The organism is Bradyrhizobium japonicum USDA 6 (genome assembly GCF_000284375.1).
GTDB classification, from domain to species: domain Bacteria; phylum Pseudomonadota; class Alphaproteobacteria; order Rhizobiales; family Xanthobacteraceae; genus Bradyrhizobium; species Bradyrhizobium japonicum.
In genome coordinates this window covers 3,104,940-3,126,055 of record NC_017249.1, presented here as the reverse complement: position 1 = coordinate 3,126,055, position 21,116 = coordinate 3,104,940, and the positions used below count along the sequence as shown (strand labels likewise).

Annotated in this window: 16 protein-coding genes, 1 tRNA gene and 2 pseudogenes; 6 read left to right on the top strand and 13 right to left on the bottom strand. The window is 62.5% G+C overall.

What is annotated here, in order from left to right; genetic code table 11:
- Positions 1-146: 146 nt before the first annotated feature.
- The 6 genes and pseudogenes from BJ6T_RS14640 to BJ6T_RS14610 form a co-directional block, all read right to left on the bottom strand.
- The gene (locus BJ6T_RS14640; RefSeq protein WP_018640766.1) at positions 147-350 is read right to left on the bottom strand and encodes a hypothetical protein; all 204 of its coding nucleotides are present in this window, start codon (positions 348-350) and stop codon (positions 147-149) included.
- Positions 351-1,007: 657 nt separating this feature from the next.
- Positions 1,008-2,756: pseudogene (locus BJ6T_RS43345) on the bottom strand (relaxase/mobilization nuclease domain-containing protein); the annotation flags it as partial.
- A complete protein-coding gene (locus tag BJ6T_RS45550; protein ID WP_141379031.1) occupies positions 2,753-2,986 on the bottom strand; it encodes a hypothetical protein in 234 nt (77 codons plus the stop codon). The gene BJ6T_RS45550 and the pseudogene BJ6T_RS43345, both read right to left, overlap by 4 nt.
- Positions 2,987-3,303: 317 nt before the next feature.
- Positions 3,304-4,367, bottom strand: a pseudogene (locus BJ6T_RS14620) (IS110 family RNA-guided transposase).
- A 199-nt stretch (positions 4,368-4,566) separates the two neighbouring features.
- Positions 4,567-5,283 (bottom strand): lytic transglycosylase domain-containing protein, encoded by a 717-nt coding sequence (locus BJ6T_RS14615; RefSeq protein ID WP_014493153.1) that lies wholly within the window; start codon positions 5,281-5,283, stop codon positions 4,567-4,569.
- 179 nt (positions 5,284-5,462) lie between these two features.
- Positions 5,463-5,975, bottom strand: coding sequence for a S26 family signal peptidase (locus BJ6T_RS14610; RefSeq protein WP_014493152.1), 513 nt, complete (start codon positions 5,973-5,975; stop codon positions 5,463-5,465).
- A 78-nt stretch (positions 5,976-6,053) separates the two neighbouring features.
- On the opposite strand from BJ6T_RS14610, the gene BJ6T_RS45545 reads away from it, so the two are divergent.
- Together BJ6T_RS45545 and BJ6T_RS14600 are read left to right on the top strand one after the other, a co-directional pair.
- Complete coding sequence (locus BJ6T_RS45545) at positions 6,054-6,419, top strand: hypothetical protein (RefSeq protein ID WP_014493151.1); 366 nt, start codon at positions 6,054-6,056, stop codon at positions 6,417-6,419.
- 136 nt (positions 6,420-6,555) lie between these two features.
- The gene (locus BJ6T_RS14600; RefSeq protein ID WP_014493150.1) at positions 6,556-6,765 is read left to right on the top strand and encodes a hypothetical protein; all 210 of its coding nucleotides are present in this window, start codon (positions 6,556-6,558) and stop codon (positions 6,763-6,765) included.
- A 1,064-nt stretch (positions 6,766-7,829) separates the two neighbouring features.
- Here the strand turns inward: BJ6T_RS14600 and BJ6T_RS14595 are convergent.
- The 6 genes from BJ6T_RS14595 to BJ6T_RS14570 form a co-directional block, all read right to left on the bottom strand.
- A tRNA-Lys gene (locus BJ6T_RS14595) sits at positions 7,830-7,905 on the bottom strand.
- 180 nt (positions 7,906-8,085) lie between these two features.
- A complete protein-coding gene (locus BJ6T_RS14590; protein ID WP_014493149.1) occupies positions 8,086-8,694 on the bottom strand; it encodes a Spy/CpxP family protein refolding chaperone in 609 nt (202 codons plus the stop codon).
- Positions 8,695-8,893: 199 nt separating this feature from the next.
- Positions 8,894-9,907, bottom strand: coding sequence for a TRAP transporter substrate-binding protein (locus tag BJ6T_RS14585; RefSeq protein WP_014493148.1), 1,014 nt, complete (start codon positions 9,905-9,907; stop codon positions 8,894-8,896).
- A gap of 222 nt (positions 9,908-10,129) precedes the next feature.
- Positions 10,130-11,350 carry a hypothetical protein gene (locus BJ6T_RS14580; RefSeq protein WP_028170256.1) on the bottom strand — a complete coding sequence of 407 codons (1,221 nt, stop codon included), beginning with the start codon at positions 11,348-11,350 and terminating at the stop codon, positions 10,130-10,132.
- Positions 11,351-11,435: 85 nt separating this feature from the next.
- A complete protein-coding gene (locus BJ6T_RS14575) occupies positions 11,436-12,998 on the bottom strand; it encodes a 2-isopropylmalate synthase (RefSeq protein WP_014493146.1) in 1,563 nt (520 codons plus the stop codon).
- A 549-nt stretch (positions 12,999-13,547) separates the two neighbouring features.
- A complete protein-coding gene (locus BJ6T_RS14570; protein WP_014493145.1) occupies positions 13,548-13,793 on the bottom strand; it encodes a hypothetical protein in 246 nt (81 codons plus the stop codon).
- 305 nt (positions 13,794-14,098) lie between these two features.
- Between BJ6T_RS14570 and BJ6T_RS14565 the strand changes: the two genes are divergently transcribed.
- The gene (locus tag BJ6T_RS14565) at positions 14,099-15,316 is read left to right on the top strand and encodes an SMP-30/gluconolactonase/LRE family protein (RefSeq protein ID WP_014493144.1); all 1,218 of its coding nucleotides are present in this window, start codon (positions 14,099-14,101) and stop codon (positions 15,314-15,316) included.
- Between the two features lie 85 nt (positions 15,317-15,401).
- On the opposite strand, the gene BJ6T_RS14560 is transcribed toward BJ6T_RS14565, so the two are convergent.
- Positions 15,402-17,285, bottom strand: a complete 1,884-nt coding sequence (locus BJ6T_RS14560; RefSeq protein ID WP_014493143.1) for a peroxidase family protein — start codon at positions 17,283-17,285, stop codon at positions 15,402-15,404.
- Positions 17,286-17,509: 224 nt separating this feature from the next.
- On the opposite strand from BJ6T_RS14560, the gene BJ6T_RS14555 reads away from it, so the two are divergent.
- The 3 genes from BJ6T_RS14555 to BJ6T_RS14545 all read left to right on the top strand — a co-directional run bounded on the left by BJ6T_RS14555 (position 17,510) and on the right by BJ6T_RS14545 (position 21,115).
- Positions 17,510-18,610 (top strand): NAD(P)/FAD-dependent oxidoreductase, encoded by a 1,101-nt coding sequence (locus tag BJ6T_RS14555; protein WP_014493142.1) that lies wholly within the window; start codon positions 17,510-17,512, stop codon positions 18,608-18,610.
- Positions 18,611-18,922: 312 nt separating this feature from the next.
- Positions 18,923-20,137, top strand: a complete 1,215-nt coding sequence (locus tag BJ6T_RS14550; protein ID WP_085973423.1) for an ABC transporter substrate-binding protein — start codon at positions 18,923-18,925, stop codon at positions 20,135-20,137.
- Positions 20,138-20,239: 102 nt separating this feature from the next.
- On the top strand, positions 20,240-21,115 hold the full coding sequence (locus BJ6T_RS14545; protein ID WP_028156504.1) for a branched-chain amino acid ABC transporter permease: 876 nt from the start codon (positions 20,240-20,242) through the stop codon (positions 21,113-21,115).
- Position 21,116 lies beyond the last annotated feature (1 nt).

Sequence of the window (21,116 nt, the reverse complement as noted above, 5' to 3'; positions counted from 1 at the left end):
CGAAAACGAAGGGAACAAGGCTCACGGATGGGGCCGGGATCCTGCGGCTCGGGAGGGCTGCTTTGCAGGAGTCTGTCATCGGTCGGTCGGCAAGGGTCGTTCAAATACCGAACCATCTCAGGCAAGCGTTGCCGCTATACAAACTCCTATTCTTCCAGCTCCGTGAGGATGCGGTTGCGGTGCTGGATATGCTGCATCTGAATGGCGAAGAAGGTGTTTAGAAGCTTCTGAGCCTCGGTTGTGTTCGCTCCTCGGCGAGCCAAGTCCGCAATACGCTCCTCTTGCTTGGCAATATTCCGCTCGCCTTGCGCGACGTGCCGTTCGGCCTGTTCCAAATGGCGAAGCTGCATTGCGCGGTCCACGAGGCAACCTAGAACAGAGTTGGACAGTTCCCAAACGCAGGCCCGATGTCATCCCGGCAAGAAAATTGTCTAGCATAAAAGGACGCCAAATGAAGCTGTCTCGCTCGGGAGTGAGCTTGTAAACGTCACCGGGTTGTAGGTTGAGTTCCTGAAACAGCCCTTGCTGCTTTTCCGTAACAAGCGCTGGTACAATTTCCGCCGTCCAGCCTTCGGGGACAGCCGCGAGGACGAGTGTCAACGCCTGACTTGGCTTGCCGCTTCGCTGGCGGCGCATCGTCTGAGGCCACCTCCACAATCGTGAACGAATTGCCGAACGACTCTGCCATCGATGGGTAATCCGACGACGTGCTGCAAGTTGCAACAACTAGCTGGGATGGGCCACGGTCGGTAAGCAGCCTTGACCGGGAATTAAGTTTCCCGGCAAGCCGAACTATGGGCCCCCGCCAAGGCTCTCAGGGGCCTCCTGGACGTGCGCTACGGCACCCGCGACGGATCGGACTGCGCCGAGTTCTCAGGGGAAGGGCGAGACGCCCGTGACCTGAAGGTGTCGCGGAACACGGTTCGGAAGGTGCTGAGGTCGGGAGAGACCTCCTTCGAGTACGAGCGGCAGGTGCAGCCGCGGCCAAAGCTGGGACGATGGGCAGCGAGGTCGCGCTTGCGACTAAAGCCACATTCGATTCCACCGCCGTCCTTCACGACACCGGTGACGTGTTGGCCGAGCCTCTTTTCGAGTTCGCGGGACCAAGGCACGAGCTGGAAACCGAGCCCATTATCGATATGGCGAAGCGTCCCGATGAGCGTCAGCCGCTGGCGATACGTTCCCGCCACATGCTCCCCGGAGGCGGCATTCACGCGAGGCAGGCCGGTGCCGACCGAGACCTTTGCTGCCACCTCGTCCAGTTCGCGTCGACGCAACGTGTCCAGGAGATCGTGCTGCAGGATGATGCGTTGGCCCTGCCGCCGGGCCAGGCCCTGCTGGATCAGATGCTCGGTACGGGCCTCCATGGCGTCGCGGGTCTCGCGGCCAAATCCACCCATGGCGAGCGGTATCGGGTCGCGTTCGACGAGCCTGTAGTCGAGCCAGGTTGCTCCTTTAGCCGTCACCTGCCCACCGAGATCGAGGTCGGAACGGGTCGCTAGCACCACGGTCGGTCGCGGATCGCCGGCTTGACCCAAGCGTCGGACCTCGACGATACCGCCGACCGGCGGTGCATGTTCGAAAGCCTCGAGCCCTCAAAAGCACACATGGTGCGCCCGTCCGTCTGTTCCGTCGATCAGAGCATAGGCCTCGCCGGTCAGTTCGTCATGCAGTCCACGGTCGACAAGTCGTCCGACAATCTGGAATGTCGGCTGGCCGCCCTCGATAATGAAGTCGGCAACGCCGCGAGCTTCTCCGCGCTCGGCAAAGGCGCGGTGCACTGTCTCGATGATGTCGCCGCGCATACCGAGGTCGCGCAAGCTGCGCTCGGCCTCGAGTCCGACCATCCATTCCTCTGGCGCGGCGGGTGCGGCGAGGCCCATCTTCTCCAGGTGTTGAAGACGACCGACCATCAGGCGCCGGATCTCGGGATCGGACTTACCGGGATTCTCCGGGCGAAGATCGATCGAGCCTGTCTCATCGGCCATCAGCCGGATCTCTCGGTCGAGCCGCGTCCATCGTTCCGCCGTGACTTCCCTCTCGAGCGAATTGCGGATCTCGTGCTCCGGCTTTGGACCGAGTTCGATGGCGACCAGTTCCTCGGCGCGTCAGCGCAGGCCTTGGCTGATGTAGTCGCGGGAGATCACGAGATCCGCTCCTTCCTCATCTACTTCCCGAACGAGAAGACGAACGTGAGGGTTGTCGGTGTTCCAATGATCGACAGCCACCCAATCGAGGCGCGTACCAAGGTCGATTTCCATCTGTCTGGCGAGATCGCGGGTAAAGGCCTTCAGGTCGGTCATGTCGCCGGCGTCCTCGGGTGAGACGATGAACCTGAATGATGCCGGTCGTCCTTGCAGCGTTCTGCGAAAGCTGCGCTATCGGTGCGGCCACCGGCGGCATCGAACATCTCTCCGCTCGCCGCTCCGGGTCACGCCGTCACGCTTCAGATATAAAATGTGGGTCGTCAGCGGCGCTGAGCGAAAGGCTCGCCCTGTGTGACGAACCACGCGTGCCTTCACCACAACGCGGCGTGTCGGGCTGAACAATCTGGCGCGGCTAAAGGACAGCCTGCCGCGGCCAAACGTCGAGCGCCCATAGGCTGCAGCACGCCTGCCAGCTGCGGCCTGCCCCGAGGTGTGTCCTGCTTTCTTCGCGGCCCGCAGCACCTGGTTGATGAAGCTCTTCGGCTTCGGCGCGCGGGTACTGCGGATGCGTCCAGGCCGAATACGCAGATCGCTGTCGCCCACGCTCACGGCAAGGCCTGCCAACGATCAAAATCGCACATGGTGCCGAAGACGCCTTTGATTCCATTGGTCAAAATGCAAAGCGCGGCACGCGCCCCGACTGACCGGCACGCCAGAACCCAAGCCATGCCAATGGCTTGCGGTTCGACCGGCGAGCCCCTTTTATCTCGCCTTCCTAATCGGGCATGCAAAGTCAATCCACGTCTACGCTTTTCTGCGACTTTCTGCACTTCAAACATCACGCACTCCTTGCAACAACAACGCACACACCTCACCAAAGCCGCGACCGCGGTTTGCATTCTCCAGGCGGGGTCCATGCGTTCCTTCGCGTTCAGCACTATGGCCGTCGCATGCTCTTCATCAGGTTCGTAAACAGGGCTGTCCAAGCAGTCTGGCGCTCTCATCACGTAGGACGGAAGCAGGCAAGAAATAGGGGACATTCCCCGTTTCGCGGCCCGCCAGGGGACGCTCACCGCGCGCGCGGATCTCTAATTGTTGCTCCTTCTCAGCATGCCGGCTGCAGCACCAGCGCTCATCCTCCGTGATCCAACAGAAGTTACTGCGCAGGCTTTAAGCGCAATCGTTGCGTGACCTTGGCACCGAAGCCGACGTGGAAGTCGGTCTCATTGACCCACATCCTGTGCAGAATGCTCGCAAGCTTGCGTGCAGCCGCGACGCCGCGCACAACATGCTCGACCGCTTGGCGATCCGCAGGCCCCAAGCCCGCAACGCCGACCATTTCCTGACCCGCAGCAACAAGCTAGCGGCCGCCTCGCAGAGCGCTTAGCGAACTGCGACGTCGCCCTGTTTGGTAATTCGGCCTTCGAAGTCGATGGACGTTCCAGACTGGTGTCGCCTTGGCGTCAGACCAAAATGCGCGCCGACTGTCCGAGATCGCGCAAACCGGAGAGGGTCATCGACACCAACCTTGAACGAAAGAGCCGCAACGGGACCGACGCCGGGTACGGTCATCAGCCGACGACAAATCGTATCATGTTGGACCACCTGCAGGAGTACCTTATGCAATCGTTCGTAACCCTCGAAGATCGCTCGCCGTACGTCCAACATGGCCTCGATCATCACGGAGAATACCGGATCGCTGTGCTCGATGAGCTCGCGGACCTGCGCTTCGTATCCTCCGCGGCCGACCGCTCCAACCATCAGACCGTAAGCCCTCAGCGTGCCACGAATGTGGTTCTCGAGGTCGATCAGCTTGCGCTTGAGCAGCTTCCTGTTCGCCAGCAGCGAGCGCATTTTCTGCATCTCGATGTTCTTGACATGGACGGCGCGATACCAGCCCAGCCGCATCATCTGCGCGATGCCGCGCGCATCGTTGCGGTCGGTCTTATTGCGCATTGTCGAAAGCGAAACGCGCATATGGCGCGCTTCTACGACAATCATCGGAAGTCCAGCTGGTTGCAATTCGCGATACAGCCAGAAGCCTAGCGATGACGCCTCGACCCCCACTCTATCGAGGCGATCCGCACAGCCCTCTACAGCGGAGCGGATCGCCTCTGGCTCCGTGCTGACCTTGACTTCGCGAACCGTGAGACCCTCGCCATCAACGATGCAAACGCTGGTTTCTTCAAGGCCGACGTCCAGTCCAACGTACAGTTTCATCGGAGCTCTCCCTTGTGGCAACGACCTTGCAAGTCGTTGCACCAGGCTCCAGATTCGGCCACGACCGTCTTATCCCCGTACATCGGTATCTCGAAGCCCGATTTGAAGAGCTGTCCTGCTGTCGTGCGTCCCCACCTCCATCGCCTTTCCGCACATTCTTCTCCAGCGCACGCCAATGCTTGCGAGGTTGCGCATTCGGTCATCGCGGGCGTCCTGCATCAGATCTCGCGACGAACAACCCTGTTGCCTGTGGCACGATGGCCGAGATGTTGTGAACGGCAGCGGCCGTCGGAGCCCGGTTCGGCGGGCGCCCAGGCTGCAGCCGTGCATCGGTCTTCGAGCTTCCAGACCGCACAACGAAGAGCACCGCTGCCGATCGCTGCAGGTTCGCAACTGCCTCCGAACCTGTGATGTCGTCGCCGACCACTGGTCCAAGCTTGTCCAAATTGGCCTGGGTCTCAGCTGGCAATGGACGGCCGGCCAGATGCGTCTCGTAGCGAGCAGGTCCGGCGTTGTAGGCTGCAAGGAAGCCCGGTGAACCATACCGATCGTGCATTTCGCGAAGATACGCAGTACCCGCAAGAATATTGTCGCTGGGATCGTACGGATCGCTGCCGAGATGGTACCGCAGGTGCAGATCTGCCCAAGTCTCCGGCATGATCTGCATCAGCCCCATGTCGCCTTTCGGTGACTTGGCGCGCACGTCTCCAACGCTTTCGACGTCTATGACTGCGCGTATCCAGTGCACCGGGACGCCGAAGCGACGCGAGGCCTCCTCGACGAAAGCCGCAAATGGATCGCCAGTTCGATAACTCGCCGTAGCCACCGCAGGTCGCATCCGGGCGACAGCAGTAGCGTTATTGACGGCCAGGACGAGGAACAGCGGCACGACAACGCGCAGGCTTCTCTCGAACAAGCACAAGCATGCCGCCGTGCGCGCGCCCGTCCAGGGTAAAGTCGCTTCGCGCCGGCCTTCCGGCCGCCCTGGACCGCCGCTGCGCGCGACGGCTGTGCGTTTGTTGGTCGGGACGGAGGAATGGTGCCGCACTCGGTCGAACAGAGGAATGGCAGATCGGACTCTCAACACGCGCACGATCAGTCCTCCCAAGTCCACACAGGGAACGCTCGGCCAATCACGGCCGATGTCGGCAAGAACCCGAAATAGCGGCCATCCAGCGAGTTGGCGGACTGCCGGTTCATGACGAAGAATTCGCCCTCGCCGACGACGCGGCAGCCCTGCCATTTCGGGAGCGGTCGGCCGCGGTCATCGCGCTCCCGCGCTTGCCCCATTTCGATCGCGTCGACAGAAACTGTGAGCCCGTTTCGGCAGACGGTCTGCCCCGGAAGCGCCAGCACGCGCTTAAGCATCGGCACTCTGGCCGGCAGATAGCCGTTCAGGTCGAGGAAGCTTGCAAGCGGCTCCGGTGGCTGTACGGCGAGGAGTTCCGTGACGAACAGGCTGTCAACCGGTCGCAAACGATAGAGGCCGAACGGTACGCTCTCGGATGCATTCCAGACGTAGAGCGGCGTGATCTCGAGAACGATAGGCGCGATAAGAGCCGCGGCACCGCCGAGCATCGCGGTCAGCGTCTTGAACCTGCCGATCATCGCATGATCCTCTGCCGGTGAAGCCACGCCTGGTGGCCCACGGGTGGCAGGAGCTTTGCGGCTCCCAGCACCCTGCGTATGGGTGTCGGAATTCGCGCGCACCTCGGCTCATCCCTAAGTCCGCTTGCCATTCGCGCGTTGCTCGTACATTGCGCCGAACCCATAGACATCCCGCATGTCGAGGTCCGGGGTCGCGCCTCTCAACATCTTGCCGAAATTGCGATCTGCAATGACGATACCGTCCGCGTCGTGTTCGAGGGAACGATCACCGCATCCAAGTACATAAGGGCGCCAATCCCCGTTCCTGACGAACCTCTTGAAGGGCTGGTCAAGATCAAGGAGACGCTTGTTTACGCGACCGAAGTCGACCCCCACCATCCAGGCAACTACACGCGCGCGGGTCTGGATGTGATCTTTCGACCGAACAGCGGGCAAGGTACGTGACAAGGCAACGCATGCTGTATCGAAGAGCTTCTTCGGCAAGGATCGGCCCACGGTCGCCGAAGACGAGTTGCGCCGCGACGCCTGGAATGGGAGAATTGCCTCCATGCCGAGAATACATATCGGGGACGCTCGCTCGATGCTCCCGCATTCAATTCACTACAATGCGCGCGCGGAAGGACACAACAGCAAGAAAAAGCAGGAGCTGAAATACGCGCTCATCGTGTCTGTTACGGCGCGCCGCGTGACCGACCTCTACAATCGCATCGTGCGCCGTTACCGCGGAACGTTGGAAGCGCTCATGCCTGTGATTGAAATCCCTGTGCGTGTCGAAAGCCAGGAGGAATAACCTCGTGAGCTATTCGAAACGCGTCCTCTTCGGCAATGACCCGGAAGACGAGCCGGTGCGCGCTAAGCTTCAAGAGCAAGCCGAGGCCCTTCTAAGATCATTCACCTTCAAAATCCCGATGCGCCGCGAAAATCGCCTTCCTGGGCCCCACTGGGATTCCCGATGACCATTGGTACTGCAATGCGCCGTCGATGAATTGAGCATCGCGACGATCAAGGTCAACGATCAGTTGTGCGCACGCTCAGAAGCCGAGGCAAAGATCATCAAAAAGAGAGCTGAAGAGCTCTACAATGGCTTCCTCCAGGAAGACGTTCGGATACCCGCGAAGCTATAAGTCGGCGTGATGCGTTAGCGATCAAGCGAGTCCATGCTGCGTCCTTGCTGCGTGGAGCCGCCGATACAAGTTGGTAGTCATTGAAATTGAACGGGAATTTTTGCGAACGATGCCGCGTCGGAATTCGTGGGACGGAATCGCAATTTTTGCGATGAAATAAGAGAATTTCAGAGGGTTTGGTGGTTGGGGCGGCAGGATTCGAACCTACGTCTGGTGGAATCAAAATCGGCTGCGGCGGGCCTCGGCGCGAAACGATGATTTCTTCTCGGGCGCGGTCGCAACCATACCAGGTTCGCTCCAGGACCGACCTCCGTAAAACTCGACGAACGCGATCGAATGCAAGACACGTGCAGGCTACCGTACCGACCGACAGCAAAAACTTCAGAAAACTTAGCCAATCCATCTCGTTCTCAACGACAACCTTGGGGGAGCGAAGGTTGATATTCGATCCTCGCGAATAGACAAGGTGGTCAAACATTCAGATGGAAACCACCCCAAGGTGGCTGGGCAAATGTGCATGGTTCACGGAGCCGACGATCAAGAGGGCCGACAGTTGCGGCGCGGTCGTGCCTGTAACAGCTTGGCGAGGCTCATTCGCTTCCCGAAAAAGATTGCCGGCGCTTCACATTATCGAGAGCCAGCCGAGCGAAAACTCGAAAAAACACCGTTTGAAAAACCGTTTTAGTTCGGCCTTCTCAAACGGTCTCTCTCGCTAAGGTCCTGATTTATATGGTGGGCGCACCAGGGCTCGAACCTGGGACCCGCTGATTAAGAGTCAGCTGCTCTACCAACTGAGCTATGCGCCCGAAAGGCGGTCAATGCCTTGCGAGGCCGGTCGTTTAGCAAAGCGATCCGGGTATGGCAAGCGATGTGGCGCATGTTTTCCAAGGTTCTTCCACAGGCCCGAAAATGCGAAAAGCCGCTGGATTCCAGCGGCTTCGCCAAGGCCAATCCCAGGGTTAATTCCTCGGGAAATACGGGGTGGCTCAGAGCCGGCCCTCGCGATCCCGGTCCGGGCCGCCGTCACGGTCGAAACGGTCGCCGTGGAAGCGGTCCATGCCGCGCTCCATCATGCGGTCCATGCCCCGTTCCATGAAGTGTCGGGACGGGCCGTCCCCACCCCCGCCGAACGGGCCACGGTGGCGGGTCAGCACGGCAAGGCGCCGCTTCTGGCCCTCGTCGAGCGTCTTGTAGAGCGGATCGGCGGCATCGGCGATCTTCTTCAGGGCGGCGGAGGTCGCGCCCATGTCCTCGGCGCGCTGACGCAGGCGGGCGACCGGATCCTCGGGCGTGTCGGCGTTCTTGCCGGCGTCACCCGGGCGCGTATTCATCCGCGCGTTGGCGCGGTCGATGCGCAGCTTGGCGAAGTCGCGCACGGCAGCCTCGACCGGCGGCCATAGCTTCTCCTGGTCGGCGTTGAGCTTCAGCCCGGCATGGACGGCGGCGATCCGCGCGTCGACGAAGGCGGCACGGTCCTCCGGGTTCATGCGGACGTGGCGGAAGTGCTCCATCCACGGGCGATGAAATTGGGCATAGACCGCGCCCGAGCCGGCGATGCTGAGCACGGCGATGGCGGCGATGGTGAACTTCCTCATACGGACCTCCTCTGGAAGGATGCCGGTGAGGATGAGCGCCGGACGGCTGACGCGCAACTTACAACTTGGACAGAGAGAGCGTTCTTACGAAGATGTAACTCCCCTGAATGTCCATTCAGATGCAGACTGAAACGATTTGCAACAAAAAGGGCCTCCGCGCAGGCTGCATGGAAGCCCCTTCATTCATGGTCGATCCGGATCAGTTCGTCGTGCTCTTCGATTCCTTGAGGAACTCGTCGATCAGAGGCTGGCCGACGCGACCTGCGGCGTCCTTGTAGACCGGCTCCATCGCCTTGCGCATCGCCTCGTCCTGCTGCGGCGTGAGCTTGATGATCTCGCTCTTGCCGCTCTTCTTGATCTCGGCCAGCGCGTCGTCGTTCTCCTTCTGCGACTGAGCGTTGTTGAAGTCGGTCGCCTCCTTCATCGCCTTCGACAGTTGGTCGCGGATGTCGGCCGGCAGATCGTCCCAGAACTTCTTGTTCACGATCACGACGTAGCCGATGTAGCCGTGATTGGTCTCGGTGATGTACTTCTGCACCTCGTGCATCTTCTGCGTATAGATGTTCGACCAGGTGTTCTCCTGACCGTCGACGACGCCGGTCTGCAGCGCCTGATAGACTTCCGAGAACGCCATCACCTGCGGCAGCGAACTGAGCGCCTTGAACTGCGCCTGCAGCACGCGCGAGGACTGGATGCGGAACTTGACGCCCTGGTAGTCGGCGGGCGTGACCAGCTTCTTGTTGGCGCTCATCTGCTTGAAGCCGTTGTCCCAATAGGCAAGGCCGGTGATGCCCTTTGAGTCCAAGAGCTTGAGCAGCCGGAGGCCGAGCGGGCCTTCCGTCACCTTCCGCAGCGTCTTCAGGTCCGGAAGGATGTAAGGCAGATCGAACACCTCGAACTCGCGGATGCCGAGCGGGCCGAACTTGGAGTTGGACGGCGCCAGCATCTGCACACTGCCGAGCTGAAGCGCCTCGAGCTCTTCCTTGTCCTTGTAGAGCGTCGAGTTCGGGTAAACCTCGATCTTGACCTTGCCGCCGGTGTACTTCTCGGCGAGCTCCTTGAACTTCTCCGACGCCTTGCCCTTCGGCGTGTCGGTGGCGACGACGTGACTGAACTTGATGATGATCGGCGATTGGGCCGACGCCGGCCCGGTCAGGGCCAACGCCCCGGTCAAGACCGCAACCGATGCCGCAGCCCAAATGAGTCTCCGCATGCTTCCTCCCGCACGTTTTTTGGGTAGGGCACGAACCGTCGCCCCCAAGCCTTAGATTCAAGACTTGAAGGCAGGATTATAGGGAAGCGGACACAGGCGCCATTGCCCCTTAGCAGGGGCGGCTTGCAAAAATGCGGTATCCGGAGGGGAAATCTGCCGGACTGGCACAGGCATGGCGATGGCAGGGAAACCCTGCCATCGCCGCTGCCGCCTCTCGCAACCTCAGCCGTGCAGCGCCGGCGCGAGCTGGGCCTGCTGCGCGACCGCCGGATCGGTGATCAGGGTGCCGCCGTGCCCGTCCGAGGACAGCGCGAAGTCGGCCGCGCTGTACTGACCGAGCAAGTGCAGCGTCGCGACGTGGGTGCCGTCGGAGACTGTCAGCGTGCCGCCGGTGTTGTCGTTGTTCTGCGCATAGGCCATCGAGGTCAGACCGTCGCTGAACAGGATGTCGCCGAGATCGAGACTGTCATGGTCCTGCCAGCCGGAGATCATTCCCGTGAAGGCCGACGCCTGGGCCAGCACCAGCGAGGCATTGGGACCGGCGAAGATCACATCGTCGATCGTGCCGCCCGCGTGGACAAAGGCGAGCGCGCCCGAGCCGATCGTGGTGTCATCGGCGCTGCCGCCGGCCTGCACGTGCTGCGTGCCGGACAGGACCGTCGTGCCGGTTGCGCTGCCATACACATATCGCACGCCGCCGTTGACGATGGTGGCGTTGGCGGCGCCCCAATCGACCTGGACTCCGCCGAAATTGATCGTGGTGCCGGTCGCCGTGCCGTCGGCGTAGACGCTCTGCTGGCCGCCGGCGTTGACCGTCGTCATCGACGCGTTGCCGTGGAGATACTGGAGGGCGCCATTGCTGATCGTGGTCTGGACCACGGTGCCGCCATAGACCGACTGGACGCCGCCATCCATGGTGGTGTTGATCGCGGTTCCACCCAAATAGACGTCCTGCCCGCCGCCATGGATCGTCGTGTCCGAGGCCGTGCCGCCGCTCTCGACGGCCTGCAGGCCCGAATTGATCGTCGTGAGGCTCGCCGGCCCGAAAACGTACTGACCGCCGCCGCTGATCGTCGTGATGATCGTGAAGCCCCAATCGATCTGGATGCCGCCGGCATTGATGGTGGATCCGGTCGCACTGCCGTCGATGTAGACGTTCTGCTTACCCCCGGCATTGACGATGGTGTTGAAGGCATTGTTGTGAACGTGCTGGAAGCCGCCATTCGCGACCGTGGTCTGGATCGCAACGCCGAAGACGTTCTGGGTGCCGCCGTCCACGGTGGTGTTGGTCGCGATACCGCCGCCGAGGATATCCTGGTCGCCGCCGACCTTGATCGTCGTGCCGTCGGCCGAGCCGCCGATCTGGATGTACTGATTGCCGGAGATCACCGAGTTCGAGGCCAGGCCGAACACCAGTTGCGCGGCGCCCGCGGCAACCACCATTCCATTGGCCGAGCCGTCGTGTGCCAAACGAAAAACGCGGCGCCGAAGACGCCGCGTTTGCCGATGAACTGGAGATGATGAAGCGTCAGCTCGCCGCTGCCGTCGTCACGGTATCGCGCTGGCGCTTCATGACGATCTTGTTGAGCGCGCCGAGATAAGCCTTGGCGGATGCCACCAGCGTATCCGGATCCGCCGCGCGCGCTGTCATGGCACGTCCCTCATGCGACAGCCGCACCGAGACTTCGGCCTGCGCGTCGGTGCCTTCGGTGACGGCGTGGACCTGGTACAGCTCCAGCTTGGCCTCGTGCGGCACCAGGCGCTTGATGCAGTTGAACACCGCATCGACAGGACCGTTGCCCTCGGCTTCCTCGATCTTGATCTGGCCGTCGACGTCAAGCTTCATGGTCGCGCGCTGCGGGCCATGGGTGCCGGCGATCACAGTCAACGAGGTCAGCTTGATGCGGTCGTGCGACGCTGCCATCTCCTCGTCGACCAGCGCCTCGATGTCCTCGTCGTAAATGTCCTTCTTGCGGTCGGCGAGCGCCTTCATCCGCGTGAACGCATCTTCCAGCTGGTTCGGACCGAGCTTGTAGCCCATCTCCTCCAGCTTGTGCACGAAGGCGTGGCGGCCGGAATGCTTGCCCAGCACCAGCGAGGACTGCTTCAGGCCGACCATCTCGGGCCGCATGATCTCGTAGGTGGAAGCATCCTTCAGCACGCCGTCCTGATGGATGCCGCTCTCATGCGCGAAGGCGTTACGGCCGACGATGGCCTTGTTGTACTGCACCGGGAACGAGGTCGCCGCCGATACCACCTTCGAGGCGCGGGTGAGCTGCGTCGTGTCGATCTTGTTCCAGTACGGGAATTTGTCGTTGCGCACGTTGATCGCCATCACGATCTCTTCCAGCGCGGCGTTGCCGGCGCGCTCGCCGATGCCGTTGACGGTGCACTCGACCTGACGCGCGCCACCGACGATGCCGGCCAGCGAGTTCGCCACGGCCATGCCGAGGTCGTTATGGCAGTGCACGGAGAACACGGCCTTGTCGGAGTTCGGCACGCGCTCGATCAGCGTCTTCATGAAGTGGGTGTATTCCTCCGGCACCGTGTAGCCGACGGTGTCGGGGATGTTCACCGTGGTGGCGCCGGCCTTGATGACGGCCTCCACGATGCGGCACAGATACTCCATCTCGCTGCGGGTGCCGTCTTCGGCCGACCATTCGACGTCGTCGATCTGGTTGCGGGCGCGTGCGACCATGGCGACCGAGGTCTCGATCACCTGCTCCGGGGTCTTGTTCAGCTTCACCCGCATGTGCAGCGGCGAGGTCGCGATCACGGTGTGGACGCGGCCGCGTTTTGCGAACTTCACGGCTTCGGCGCAGCGATCGATGTCGGCGGGGTGCGCGCGCGACAGGCCGGCGATGACGGCGTTCTTGGAACGGCGGGCTATCTCGCTGACGGCCTGGAAGTCGCCTTCGGAGGTGATCGGGAAGCCGGCCTCGATGACGTCGACGCCCATATCATCCAGCAGCTCGGCGACCTCGAGCTTCTCCTCGAAGGTCATGGTGGCGCCGGGGCACTGCTCGCCGTCGCGCAGCGTGGTGTCGAAAATGATGACGCGGTCCTTGTCGGACTTGTTCACGGGGGCCATTGCAAAATTCCTTTATGAGCTTGTGCGCCGTCAGTCTGCTGGGCGCTTGAGGTGTCCGGTGATCTCGACCAACCCCTGAGCGCCCAGGCGCGTGGCGCCCAGCCGGCCCTCAGGGGCAAGTAAGAAGAAGGCCGCCAATCAGGAGGGTGGGCAGCAGCGCGGCCGGGATCGTGGCGGCGGCCAGAGCCACCTCCCCCGAAATCCCATCGATTTGGCCACGAATCAGCATTGCCAGACCCTTTTGAGCCCTCAAATCCTCGGTCAAAACCGTTGACGGTTGGTTGCCGGGAGGCTCGATGCGCCGTTTCTAGACGAGAAATGGCTGCAACCGCAACGCCAAAAGATGGTCAGGAGGGCTGACCTGCCACCAGATCTGCAATGTACGGCGCGACGACCGGTCCGTCATCGCACGGATCATCCGGCAAATCCGAATTACGTAAGCTGGAAATTATGACGGTGTCGCCGGGCAGCGCGAGGAGCCCACGAGACCGGAGCGATATGCGGGAAGGTCGCCCGGATGCCGCTCCCCTCACCCGCGTTGCGGTCAGGCTATCCTGCGCGGCGGGCGCGGGCCCTGCTCTCCCAGCGGTCGAGCATCTGGCCAAGCTCACCGGTGGCGACGGGGACAGCCTCGTTGGTGTTGGCAGGTGCGGCGGCACGGAGCCAGCCCGGCTCGGTATATTCGCGCCAGCGGCGCGCCTCCGCGCGTCGTTTGCGGGAGGCGAGATCGCGGGTGAAATAGCCGGCGGCGAACGCGATGGCGAGCGCAATGACCAGTGCAACAACGGCTAACACAATGAACTCCGGCTGATACCCCGGAAACGTTCTGCCATCATCGCGCGCGAGGTCAAGGCTTGACACGTCCTAAAAGCCGCTCCGGTTAACCGCACAAAGCCCGACGACAGGCCCCGAACGACGAGACCGGGACGAATTGCCGCTTCCGCCCTTGCCTCGCCGCAATGCCGCCGCGTTCCAGCCTTCGCAAGCCTACCATCGCGCAGGGGATGCGAACCTGCCCCTCGCAACCGGCCGCGGACCGGACTAACCTTCGTCCGCTCGGCCGGATCAACCGGCCAGCCGAACATAACCGGGAGGACGCGATGGAACGCTCAGAGCAGCGCGACCAGGATGCTGCGCTTTCACGACGAACACTTGTGCGGGGACTTGCGCTCGGCGCCGCGGCGACCGTGGCCGGCCCTGCGCTGGCCCAGACCGGACCCGCCGCACCGCCAACGACGATCACCACCCCGCCGCGCGATTTCGGCCCCAACGGCGCGCCGACGACTTATTTCTGGGACCCCGACATCATCGCCGTCGATCCGTCCTTCGACGACCTGGCGCAGCCCAACACCGCAATCAAGCGCCTCTACACCGGCCTGTTGTGGGCCGAGGGCCCGGCCTGGAGCGCGCAGGGCCGTTATCTCCTCTGGAGCGACATCCCCAACAACCGGCAGATGCGCTGGACCGAGGACGACGGCCGCGTGAGCGTGTTCCGCGCGCCCTCCAACAACTCCAATGGCAACTCGTTCGACTTCCAGGGCCGTCAGCTCTCCTGCGAACACCTGACCCGGCGGGTGACGCGCTACGAGCATGACGGCACCTCCACGGTGCTCGCGGACTCCTATCAGGGCAAACGCCTGAACTCGCCGAACGACATCGCCGCGCATCCCGACGGCAGCTACTGGTTCACCGACCCGCCCTATGGCGGCCAGCTCTATGAAGGTGAGCCCGACGTGGCGGGCGGCCCGAGCAATGCAGGCGGCAAGCTCAATCCGCGGATCGGACAGCCGGCCGGCTTCGCACCGGGCAAGCGCGAGCTGCCGACCAACTGCTATCGCATCGATCCAAGTGGCCGCATCGACCTCGTCGTCACCGAGGACCAGGTGCCCGATCCCAACGGCCTGTGCTTCTCACCGGACTACAAGAAGCTCTACGTCGCCTCGACCGGCAAGGGACCGGGCGACACCGGGCCCGGCGGCAAGGGCGAGATCTTCGTGTTCGACGTCGGCGCCGACAACAAGCTCTCCAACGTGAAGAAGTTCAGCGACTGCGTGATCGACGGCGTGAAGTGCGGGCCCGACGGCGTGCGCTGCGACGTCAACGGCAATGTCTGGGCCTCCAGCAACGCTGGGCGTGCCGTCGGCTATAGCGGTGTGACGGTGTGGTCGCCGGCGGGCAAGCTGCTCGGCCGCATCCGCCTGCCGGAAGTGTGCGGCAACGTCTGCTTCGGCGGCCCCAAGCGCAATCGCCTGTTCATGGCCGCGAGCCAGTCGCTCTACGCGGTGTATACGGCGACGCAGGGCGCCGGACCGGGCTGAGGGGCAAGCGCGGATTGCACCACGGCGCCGGCGTGCCCCGCCGGCGCCGAACGATGCTGTATCGCTCGTTTGAAGCGACCCAGCATTATCCCCATTCGTGAAGATGCATCTCATGCGGCTTTACGCCCAGCAGGTCGATGGTCTCGGAGCCGACCTGCAACAGCGTTCCGCCATGATGGTCAGATGACTTCGTGACCTCAACGTCGTTCGAAAATTGCAGCTTGTCCCGTTTGGGATCGAAGTCGGTGATGACCGCGGTGTTGTGCTTACCTGCGAGAACACCAAGGTCGAATACGAATGTGTCGGCACCGGCACCTCCGGTCATGGTCATGCGGCCGCCCGCGGCGACCAGCGTGTCGTCCAGATCTCCGCCAGTCAGGGTATCCCCGCCGGGAGATCCGACCACAAGCTGCGCCATGCCTGCTGCAGCCTGTTCTCCGGTCGGGTCTACGCCGCCCAGCGTGCCGCTGTGCCGCTCGGTGGCGACGAAGGCATCGCTCTGCATCGCAGTGGTATCGGTGTCGCGCAGAATGAGGTCCGACAGCGTGGTGTTCTTTATCTCATTCAGGGTCTGCTTATCGAAGCCCTGGTTCTCGAAGTAGTAGCGATCGCCGTCGCGCAAAGCGGTGAACTGGTCGGCGATGATTATGCCGAAGGTGGGCCCGATGACCGCTCCTGGCGCATGATCCTCAGCCAATCCACCGGCCCACAAATCGACGGCATCGATCGAACCATAGGCTTTCTCGAACGCTGCTGCCGTCGCCGGATCAGAGCTGAACTGATCGAAGCTGGTGTAAGGCGCAAGCCCCAGCGCCTCCCGGGTTTGGTTCAGTGTACCCAGCCCAAGATCATGGCCGCGTTGGATATTGATCGCTGCCAGATCCATGCCGTCCGGAGGATCGAACAGGAGGTTTCGCAAGCCATCGACAATGTGAGCGTCCAGCGGGTTGGCCAGGTCCCCCGACAGATGCCGCAGCAGGCCATCCGCACCAGTCGCCTTGAAAGTCGCCGTGTCTTCGAAGAACGATTGCGCCAGCGTCTGCTCCGACGTGAAGGCACCCAGATTGCTGATCGCACTGATCTCGTCGGAGACGATGGAGTGACCGAAGCGAAAGGCCGCACCGGCAAACTCTTCGGTGATCCGCGCGTCCGCCGTGCGGTCATAGCCTTGGTACGGCTTGATGGCGTCCTCGCCCAACAGATGCGGCAGGAACTCGTTGTAGGTGATGTTGACCATCTCGGCCGTGGTGATGGCCTTGGCCGTCTCGTATAGCTTGTCGCCGCTCCAGTTCGGATGGTCCTCGTGCAGTCGATCGACCTGGTAGTTGTGCTCGCGCACAAACAAGACTTGCAAGGCGGTCAGGTCGGGATTCTCCTGCGCCCGTACGTCACCGGCCGCAAAGACGTTGCCGTTCTCGGTCTCGACGATCGGGAGATTGTCTCCCGCCGACACCTTCATATGGCCGTCGGCCGTTCGCAGGCTCGCCGCGGTGGCCGCGTCGGAACCGTAGATCTGCGATCCGTCCAGCCAACCCGTCACCGTATTGATCGCGGCTGCCGGATGCCCGGTGCCCCCCGTCGCAGGATCGATCGCCACCCGCGTCAACGCGATCATGCTGCCGGGCGGCAGAAACTCGTCATCAGCCGGGACCTTGATCGAGATATCATCCGTGCCCGTTCCCTCCTTCTGCAGATCCAGATCGTGATCAATGAACTGGCCCCACGCATACATCATGCCTGACAGCGCGACGCCGGCGTCATCCACCAGATGCGGGCCTTCCTCGCCAATATCCGTCTGCGCCACGACAATGTTGCTGATCTCGCGCGGATTCGGACCTGGCGTCATTTCATTGACCCCATCGACGAAATTTGCCGGCCCCAGCCGCGCAAAGTCGGTGTCGGCCTGGTTCAAGGTGGGATCCGCACGATTGTTGTTGGAGCCGTCGATGCTGCGGAATTTGAGCGCCATGGTTTACCCTCCCCGTAGAGTGTTCGCCCCAGCGCCTGTTCCATTGGCAGCTTGCGGCATGACGCTTTTGTGATTCTTTATGACGCTCGCATGATCGTTGAGTGACGACATTCGATATACGACAGAATTGCACCTCTAGCGGCGAAGCGGCAATCTTCGCCTGAACGATCGTCCGAACAGGCGATGTTGCGCACGTCAGCGCAGCACTATCCAAGGAACAAGCCATGCGCGTCATCATCTGCGGCGGCGGCGTGATCGGGGCCTGCACCGCCTTGTTTCTCCGGCGCCGCGGCATCGAGGTCATCGTGGTCGAACGGACCGAGGTCGCGGCCGCCGCCTCCGGCAAGGCCGGCGGCTTTCTGGCGCGTGACTGGTGCACCGGCTCGCCGCTCGACGCACTCGCGCGGCGGAGTTTTGTGCTTCATGCGCAGCTGGCGGAGGAGATCGCCGGCGATTGGGGCTATCGCCCGATGACCGCGTATGGCGGCTTTGTTGCGTCCGACGGCGATCCGCGCCGGAATGCACCATCTGCGCTCGGCTGGCTCGCCAACGGCGTCGTCATCGCGCAGCGCATCGGTACGACGCAGACGACTGCGATCGTTCATCCTCGCAAATTTACCTCGGCCGTGATGAACGCGGCAGTCGCGCAAGGCGCCGAGCTTCGCGTTGGCCGCATCACGGGCATCGTGCGCGACGCGAATGGCACGATCGCGAAGGGCGTCGAGGTGGATGGCAGCCTCGTTGAGGCGGACGCTGTCGTGATCGCGATGGGGCCGTGGTCGCTGCTCGCCGCGCAATGGATGCGCCTGCCCGCTGTCTATGGCCAGCGCAGCCCGAGCATCGTGTACGATCTCGGCCCTAACGTGCCGGCCGATGCGTTGTTCCTGGAGTATGACGAGGACGGCAGCGCCGTGTCGATCGAGGTCTTTCCACGCGCCGACGGCAGCACGCATATCACCGCACTCTCGGACATCGCACCGCTGCCGCTCGATCCGGCGGCCGTGACGCCGGACGTCGGTGCGATCGCGCGCCTGCAAATCATGTGCGAACGGCTGTCGCCACTGTTTCGTCCCGAAAAGATCATCGCGCAGCAGGCCTGCTTCCGACCGGTGACTGAGGATGGTCTGCCGTTGATCGGCAAGGTGCCGCAGAGCGAAGGCCTCTATGTTGCGACCGGGCACAATGTCTGGGGCATCCTCAATGCGCCTGCGACCGGCGAAGCGCTGGCGCAGCTGATCGCCAAGGATGCGGCGCGTGTAGACTTGTCGCCCTTCGATCCGGCCCGGTTGAGGCCGCTCGATCCATCGTTGCTGCAAGCGCGTTGAACCGGTATCGCTGCTCGTCTTGTAGGCAACCGCCCGCTCCAAGGCTTCGATTCCAAGGCTTCGACTCAAAGGCTTCGACGCTCACGCATGCCCGCCGACAGAATCTGCATGCCTGCGCGCGTCATGAGTGTCTCGCACCTATCCTGCCCGCAATTTGCGCAGCGCTAGACTTTAGTCCGTCTCTCCCAATCCTGAACGCGGTTTCACTTGCCGAGAATGTCCTCGCCGTTATAGTTGCGACATAATGGCTCACAAGAGGCCTGTTCAAAGGGAGAGAACAACATGAAAAAACGACTCTCTGTTGCATTGCAAATGGCGCTCGGTGCGGCCGCGACAGGTGCCATGATGGCAGCGTCAGGCGCAGCACTTGCAGCCGATCCGATCAAGATCGGCGTGATCGCGGAAGCGCAGGCGATCGCCGGCGCCTCCATTCCGCAGGCGGCGCAGCTTGCCGCCGACGAGATCAACGCCAATGGCGGCGTCGACGGCCGCAAGATCGAGATCATCTCCTACGACAATCACTCCTCGTCGGCGGATTCAGTGCGTGCGTTCCAGCGCGCGGTGAACGAGGACAAGGTCAACGCAGTCATCGCCAGCTATATCAGCGAGGTCGTGCTGGCGCTGGAGCCCTGGGCCTCACGGTTGAAGACGCCGTTCGTCACGCCGGGCGCCGCCTCAAACGAGATCAGCAAGAGCGTCCACGCGGATTACGAGAAGAACAAGTACACCTTCCACGGCTATCTGACCTCGGCCGCGCTGGCGCTCTCGGTCTGCGACGGCGCCAAGGACCTGCTCGTCGACAGGATGCACATGAAGACCGCGGTCATCATGAGCGAGGACGCCGCCTGGACCAAGCCGCTCGACATCGGCTACGAGGAATGCCTGCCCAAGATCGGGCTGAAGGTGCTCGACCACATCCGCTTCTCGCCCGATACCACCGACTTCACGCCGATCTTCAACAAGATCGAGGGCTCCAAGCCCGATGTGATCATCACCGGCATCTCCCATGTCGGCGTGCAGCCGACGGTGCAATGGAAGAACCAGCAGGTGCCGATCCCGATGTTCGGCATCTCCTCGCAGGCCACCAACGAGACCTTCGGCAAGGACACCAACCAGGCGGCCGAAGGCGTGCTCTATCAGGGCGTCTCCGGGCCCGGCGTCGCGGTGACGCCGAAATCGGTGCCGTTCGCGGAGAATTTCAAGAAGAAGTTCGGCAATTATCCCTCCTATGCAGGCTACACCGCCTATGACGAGGTCTACTACATCGCCGACGCGGTGAAACGCGCCGGCTCGAGCGACGCCGACAAGCTCGTCGCCGCGCTGGAGAAGACCGACTGGGAAGGCACGATCGGCCGCGTCCAGTTCTACGGCAAGGACGATCCGTTCACCCACTCGATCAAATACGGCAAGGGCCTGATCACCGGGCTGATGCTGCAATGGCAGGACGGCAAGCAGAGCGCGGTCTGGCCCAAGGACGTCGCCAAGGTCGACGTCAAGTTCCCGAGCTTCATCAAGCTCAGCAACTAGCAGGACATGCTCCCGGGACCACCTCCCGGGAGCTTCCACATGCGGCTCTCCGCAGCACCTTTCCTCAAAGCGGCAGCTCGGCTGCCACCCGGCCAATCATAGATGCGAGCTTTCCAGATATTGATCGATGGCTTTGCCATCAGCGCTCTCTACGCTCTCGGTGCCACCGGCTTCACCCTGATCTTCGGCGTCTCCGGCGTGCTCAACCTCTCCCACGGTGCCATCATGGTGGCCGCAGCGGTGGCGGCCTGGGCCGCTGCCAGCATCCTCAACGTCGGCACCTATGCCGGCGCGCTGATCGGGGTCGCCGTCGCCCTCCTCACCGCCTTTGCGACCTATTTCGCGGTGGTGAAGCCCATTCAGGACTCCCGGCGCATTCCCAACGAGGAGAAGGAGATCTTCGTCCTCACGGGAACGCTGCTCTGGGGCATCATGATCCAGGAGCTGATCGCCTATTTCTTCACCAACAACGCCAAGACCGTGCTGCCGATCGTCGAGGGCGTGGTCGAGATCCTCGGCGTCCGCACGCCGAAGAACGAGATCTTCACAGCGATCGTGTGCTGTCTCGTCATCGCGCTGCTGTGGCTGCTCGTGAACCGCACCCGCACCGGCAAGGCGGTGCTGGCGGCGTCGATGAACCCGCGCGGCGTCACCCTGCTCGGGCTCGAGCTCACCAACATCTACGTCGTGGTCTGGGCGATCTACGGCATCCTCGCCGGCATCGCCGGCGTGCTGCTCGGCATGTTCTTAGGGGTCAGCTCCTACAGCGTCGGACCGCTGACGGCGAGCGCGTTCTCGATCGTGGTGCTCGGTGGCCTCGGCAGCGTCTCCGGCTCGCTGATCGCGGCCTTCGTGGTCGGCTATCTCGAGACGCTGACGGCTTATTTGGTCTCGCCGGCCTACCGCACCATTCCGGCGCTGCTGCTGCTCGTGTTCGTGATGTATATCCGGCCCCAGGGCCTTCTGGGGAGACGCTGAG

Coding starts and splice junctions, on each gene's coding strand:
- BJ6T_RS45550 (WP_141379031.1), bottom strand. CDS start 2,986: ATGTTTGAAGTGCAGAAAGTCGCAGAAAAGCGTAGACGTGGATTGACT.
- BJ6T_RS14545 (WP_028156504.1), top strand. CDS start 20,240: ATGCGAGCTTTCCAGATATTGATCGATGGCTTTGCCATCAGCGCTCTC.
- BJ6T_RS14610 (WP_014493152.1), bottom strand. CDS start 5,975: ATGATCGGCAGGTTCAAGACGCTGACCGCGATGCTCGGCGGTGCCGCG.
- BJ6T_RS14555 (WP_014493142.1), top strand. CDS start 17,510: ATGCGCGTCATCATCTGCGGCGGCGGCGTGATCGGGGCCTGCACCGCC.
- BJ6T_RS14600 (WP_014493150.1), top strand. CDS start 6,556: ATGCTCCCGCATTCAATTCACTACAATGCGCGCGCGGAAGGACACAAC.
- BJ6T_RS14550 (WP_085973423.1), top strand. CDS start 18,923: ATGGCGCTCGGTGCGGCCGCGACAGGTGCCATGATGGCAGCGTCAGGC.
- BJ6T_RS14575 (WP_014493146.1), bottom strand. CDS start 12,998: ATGGCCCCCGTGAACAAGTCCGACAAGGACCGCGTCATCATTTTCGAC.
- BJ6T_RS14585 (WP_014493148.1), bottom strand. CDS start 9,907: ATGCGGAGACTCATTTGGGCTGCGGCATCGGTTGCGGTCTTGACCGGG.
- BJ6T_RS45545 (WP_014493151.1), top strand. CDS start 6,054: ATGGGTGTCGGAATTCGCGCGCACCTCGGCTCATCCCTAAGTCCGCTT.
- BJ6T_RS14580 (WP_028170256.1), bottom strand. CDS start 11,350: ATGGTGGTTGCCGCGGGCGCCGCGCAACTGGTGTTCGGCCTGGCCTCG.
- BJ6T_RS14560 (WP_014493143.1), bottom strand. CDS start 17,285: ATGGCGCTCAAATTCCGCAGCATCGACGGCTCCAACAACAATCGTGCG.
- BJ6T_RS14640 (WP_018640766.1), bottom strand. CDS start 350: ATGCAGCTTCGCCATTTGGAACAGGCCGAACGGCACGTCGCGCAAGGC.
- BJ6T_RS14565 (WP_014493144.1), top strand. CDS start 14,099: ATGGAACGCTCAGAGCAGCGCGACCAGGATGCTGCGCTTTCACGACGA.
- BJ6T_RS14590 (WP_014493149.1), bottom strand. CDS start 8,694: ATGAGGAAGTTCACCATCGCCGCCATCGCCGTGCTCAGCATCGCCGGC.